This is a genomic window from Xenorhabdus vietnamensis (assembly GCF_002127535.1).
Lineage (GTDB): Bacteria > Pseudomonadota > Gammaproteobacteria > Enterobacterales > Enterobacteriaceae > Xenorhabdus > Xenorhabdus vietnamensis.
Genome location: NZ_MUBJ01000054.1, coordinates 1 through 4,725 on the forward strand (window position 1 = coordinate 1; position 4,725 = coordinate 4,725).

Genomic DNA, 4,725 nt, shown 5'->3' on the forward strand with positions numbered 1-4,725 from the left:
GATATGGGCCTCACGGATGTGATACGCCGTCGGCGCACCGTCACTGTCTATCTCAACACCGCCGCGAACAGACTCTAAATCAAAACGTTCCTGTGGGTTACTGAGCCGGTCCGGGTCGATGATTTGTACCGTGGTGGCATAACGTCCGCGACCGGGGCCTAACCTGTCGGTACGATATTGCAGCACCGCCAGCGCATCCCCGTCGAGCAATTTGTGACGAAAGCCAAGTCGCAGCATTTGGGACACGGTCTGTTTGCGTTCGACATCACAATACAGCCCCGGATCATTCGCCCACGAACGCCAGTGCGCTTCGATAACTTTGCCGTACTCATCCGCCCAGGTCGCATCAAATGCCTTGTTGCCGGTGAGCAATTTCAGCATCCGGTAATCGGGTTTAAATATCGGCCGGTAGTTCGCGCCGATGGCATTATCGAGCACACGGGTAATCGTGCCGGACGCCCAGCCATCATTGCGCGCCAAATCGCGCATGCGTGACACGATACGGTCGCGGTAAATGTTGATTTCATTGTCCGGTGACCACAGCGCCGGTTGCCAGTTTGCCAGCTGGTCGCTGGATGAGTCTGCGGCATCATAGGGAATGCGCCCGCTGCCCGATAAGGCGTTAAATTTCAATTTGGCATTCGAGGGCGGCAACGGCTCACCATTGGGTCCTAGTATTTTAACGCTCATTAGTATCTCACCCTGATTGGTCGTCGGGTCGTGATCCCCAGCTCGGTCTGTATTGCCTGAATCAGCGCCAATAAATCACCCAAGCTGGTTTGTTGATACGATACGGAGCGTGTCCCGTCACCCTGCGTATATGAAAATGAGACCCCTTTCGTTCCGGTTGACAGTTCGATATAGGCGTGCTGGGCGGTATTGAGTGCGGTTTGAAGCTGTTCACGGCTCATGCCGGTCAGCAGCGTAGTTATTCGCATGTGTTCTCCTTAGGGCAAAAGCTGTGACATATGCTTCCGTTTGGGCTTTTCCTCCGTTGACTCAGGAATAATGGCTCCCGGCAAACGAAGATCGACTTTTTCTTCCATTTCAGTTGATGGTGGCAATAAGCGGTCAGGGTTATCATTAATCGCCATTGCTAAGGCATTTAATTTCAACCCTAAATGAAATAAACCAGCTAAGGCTGCATAAGCATAAACACGGCAATCCAACGCTTCATTCGCTTTCCCATGAGGAAGTTCCCATACACTATAACGTTGGCCAGCAGCTTCTTTCATGACCAGTCTCTCTGCAATCAATTGGCTGAAATACCCCATATCTCGTTCAACGGGGAAGTGCATATAACCCGGTCCGCTTTCTTCTATATGTAAACGTGATCTAATCGAATCTTTTGCTGAGTTAACGCCTATAATAATGGGTTTGAATTGAGCACGATTTTTAGGTGTTGGTCGTTTGTTAGGCCAGATTGGAGAGCGTTTACCACCTGTTGCTGACTCCCCTTTTATCGCCCAAATTCGACGCCCCAACCGCTCTTTAGCAAATTCGTAGACTTTTTGAGTATGGTTACCACCAGAGTCATGACATGCAGCCATAATCGTGAATCCTCTACCATCTGCACGACGCCATATTTGCTTCAAATAAGCATCTAATCGAGCCCACGGCTCAGCGGTTTCCAAGTCACCTTCAATGACATCAAAAGCAATAGACCAACTTTCTTCATCTTTACCCCAACCAACAACCTCAATTTCCAGCCGATCACTTTGTGTATCTATCCCAGCCGTAAGTACTGCCACGCCCATTGGTACCTCTGCATCATAAACTTCGCGTCTGGCCAACAACACATCAGTAGGTAACCTCTTTCCATAATTAGGGCGATGAGGCAACCCCATTTGGGTATTCCACCATGCAAGCTCTTTGTCAGGATCCCCTTTTGCTTTTAGATATTTCCCTGCAATATCGGAAGGTTTATCTTTCTGCCATGGGCTAAACAGCTTTGATGCTTGATAACCAGCATGAATATTATCAACACCATATTCACCGCAATCAGGACAAATCGCTCGATATACTGCATGGCGATCAGACTCAGACCATGACCACACCTTACTAATTGCTGTTTCATCATTGTTATGCCATGCCTGATAATAATCATTGAGTGGAACGTGACGGCTGCCGCAACATTCAAAAGGCTTTGTTTGATGCCAGCGAATAGTACGCAATGCGCGTAATCGTTCCCCCTCAGACCAACCTGCACCACAACTTTCACAGTAGATTAATGCGAGGTGAGATTGATGCTTGTCACCCTCTTTAGGCCAATGAACGTGTTTAAAAAAATCAGGAAATTGACGATGTCCACAATGAGGGCAACTCACTGAAGCATGACGCTGATCTGAATCTTCATAACTTGCTGCGATTCGGCTCTCATCTTCAACAGTGGGCGAACAAGCGCGAACTGATAACCAATTAAGACCAAATGTCGCCGTTCGTTCTTCTGCCAATGTTATTGGATCACCCTCGCGAGTTATGGGATATTTATCAACTTCATCCGCAAGTAGTACACGAATGGGGCGACGCGCTAAGTTATCAGGACTACCAGCACCAGCTAGCGCAAGGAATCCACCCGGAAAGGATTTATAAAGTAATGTTTCTTTCGATGTTTTTTGTTTACTCACACCAACAATTTTTCGCAATGCAGGTGTAACACGAATAAGTGGGGTAATTCGTTCTTTTGAAAATTGCTCTGCTGCATCCTCTTTGGGTTGCAATAACAACATAGGGCAAGGATCTAAATGAGCAAAATAACCAAAGATATTTTCCAGTAAGGCTGTTTTCATTAACTGAGTACAACACATGACTGTTATGGTATGTACACCAGGTTCAGTGACCGAAAGCATAGGGCCTCGTGCAATTTCGACAGTATCTGTTTGCCATGACCCCGATGTACTACCCGCCTCTTTAGCTAGTTTGCGATAACGGTCTGCCCAATCTGGAACACTAATACGTGGCGGAGGTGTCCATCCTTTTCTTACACTCGCTAATAATCTGTCACGCTTCGTCTGTATTGAATTCAGGCTCCCCGAGACCAGTGATATGTTTGTGGACATGTTCGATTAACACCTCAGTCATCCTGTCAGCCGGCACACCCAAGTCTGCCGCCATCATTGGGGCTACACGGGAAGGCCAATTCATCCAAGCATCGCGTTGTCCTCTGAATTCAGCAAACAAGATTGATTCTGCAGTTGAAAGCTCAATCAGTTGCCCATCCTCTTTTTCATATTCCAGTTTTGTTAATAACGCGAGAAAGTTTTCTTTTATCCTTCTTGCTTCATCAAACGACATATCCGCACCAATTTCACGGATCAACCTTTCTGCTGTTTGTGTAGGTGATTCATCAACTGGCTCATGAACTTGCTGCTTTTTGCCTTTTTTAAGTTTTGGTTTGGTTTCAGGCGTCGTGGGGGATTTTCGATACCGTTCAATATTGGCATTCGAGGCATCAACATCAATTTCGTCACCATCCATCACTAGCCAGCCGCGGGCTTTCCACGTAGTGACGGTCTTGCGGCTGACGCCATGAAGTTTTGCAAAATCTGACTGATTCATATTGTTACCCTGACTGTTACCCTTGTTGTTACCCATTCACGAAGGTAACAAGTTGGGTAACATATTTTTATGGTATAAAAATTAATTTTAATTTATATATTTCAAATGGATATGTATAACATCGTAAAAACCGATGTGTTACCTGTTACCCAAATTTCAAAATTTTTTAGCTAGTGAAACTGCACGGCGCGCAATGCCCCCGTTATATAAAAGTCGCGGTAAGGACCCAAGAAATATATGACTCATGCTGATTAGGATTGTCGATAGAAATCTTTGTAATGCTTTTTGCAGAATGACTCATACGCATTACTTGCCTCATCAATACAGTGGTAACGGCCAAGTCGATATCTTTTACCATTTATCTGAGCTTGAGCTATCCATTTTCCATCTCGATAATGGACTCCCTTCCTGCCGGATTTATTGGCTTTCGTCAGTCCAATATTTTGCTGATTCTGAGAACGTGTTGCTTCTCGTAAATTCGATATGCGATTGTCTGTTTTGATACCACTGATGTGGTCTATTTGCTTTTCAGGCATAGCGCCGTTGATATACATCCAAGCAAGGCGATGGGCTTTATATCGGATACCGTCGATTTGTATTTCAATATAGCCTGTTAATGTGTTAATCCGTCCTGCAATACTGCCAACTCTAGCTCTTTGGCTTCTGTAAGATAACCAGACAAAAGCTCCCGTTTCAGGGTTATAGTCGAGCAATTCCCTGAGCCTGCTTTGTGTCAGCTTGCCCATGTAATTATCACGCCCCATATTTTGGATGCAGCAAAGCCTCCCGCTGTAATGCAGGATACATCTGAGATAGTTATTAATATTGAGTAAGTTAAATGATGTGAGTTACCGCGCCGTCCTCATTACTTCTTTGATTGCAAGGAGACTTTTCCTCTGCAATTCCAGCAGTTACAAGTTCAGACAGAAGCTCTTGCCTGCTCATCGATTTCAGACGAGCGATAGCTTCTTGCGCTAATTGCATTTGCGTTTTCATATAAACCTACCTTAGTGGGACCGCGATCCCAGTTTCACTTCGCTGTTCGTATCGCCTCACTCAACGCCCTGTTAATGGCCTGTGGTAACAATGCCTGAGCCATTTGTTGCGCCCGCTCCTGATAACCGAGCACCGGCTTAACAGTTAATGCATCACCGAACCGAATGAGCA

6 protein-coding genes are annotated in these 4,725 nt (G+C 46.0%); all 6 read right to left on the reverse strand.

Annotated features, from left to right (window positions below; translation table 11 throughout):
• Positions 1-690: phage portal protein (locus Xvie_RS19755; protein WP_139838919.1), on the reverse strand; the 690-nt coding region annotated here is incomplete at its 3' end.
• Positions 690-938 carry a gpW family head-tail joining protein gene (gene gpW / locus Xvie_RS19760; protein WP_086110816.1) on the reverse strand — a complete coding sequence of 83 codons (249 nt, stop codon included), beginning with the start codon at positions 936-938 and terminating at the stop codon, positions 690-692. The genes Xvie_RS19755 and gpW, both read right to left, overlap by 1 nt.
• A 9-nt stretch (positions 939-947) precedes the next feature.
• Positions 948-3,059, reverse strand: a complete 2,112-nt coding sequence (locus Xvie_RS19765) for a phage terminase large subunit family protein (protein ID WP_086110817.1) — start codon at positions 3,057-3,059, stop codon at positions 948-950.
• Positions 3,001-3,558: a hypothetical protein gene (locus Xvie_RS19770; RefSeq protein WP_086110818.1), complete on the reverse strand. Its 558-nt coding sequence runs from the start codon at positions 3,556-3,558 to the stop codon at positions 3,001-3,003. Before Xvie_RS19770 ends, Xvie_RS19765 begins: the two co-directional genes overlap by 59 nt.
• Positions 3,559-3,809: 251 nt before the next feature.
• Positions 3,810-4,304, reverse strand: coding sequence for an HNH endonuclease signature motif containing protein (locus Xvie_RS19775; protein WP_208612653.1), 495 nt, complete (start codon positions 4,302-4,304; stop codon positions 3,810-3,812).
• Positions 4,305-4,392: 88 nt separating this feature from the next.
• Positions 4,393-4,554 (reverse strand): hypothetical protein, encoded by a 162-nt coding sequence (locus tag Xvie_RS21875; RefSeq protein WP_167376338.1) that lies wholly within the window; start codon positions 4,552-4,554, stop codon positions 4,393-4,395.
• Positions 4,555-4,725: the final 171 nt, after the last annotated feature.

Coding starts and splice junctions, on each gene's coding strand:
- Xvie_RS19775 (WP_208612653.1), bottom strand. CDS start 4,304: ATGGGCAAGCTGACACAAAGCAGGCTCAGGGAATTGCTCGACTATAAC.
- Xvie_RS21875 (WP_167376338.1), bottom strand. CDS start 4,554: ATGAAAACGCAAATGCAATTAGCGCAAGAAGCTATCGCTCGTCTGAAA.
- Xvie_RS19770 (WP_086110818.1), bottom strand. CDS start 3,558: ATGAATCAGTCAGATTTTGCAAAACTTCATGGCGTCAGCCGCAAGACC.
- gpW (WP_086110816.1), bottom strand. CDS start 938: ATGCGAATAACTACGCTGCTGACCGGCATGAGCCGTGAACAGCTTCAA.
- Xvie_RS19765 (WP_086110817.1), bottom strand. CDS start 3,059: ATGTCCACAAACATATCACTGGTCTCGGGGAGCCTGAATTCAATACAG.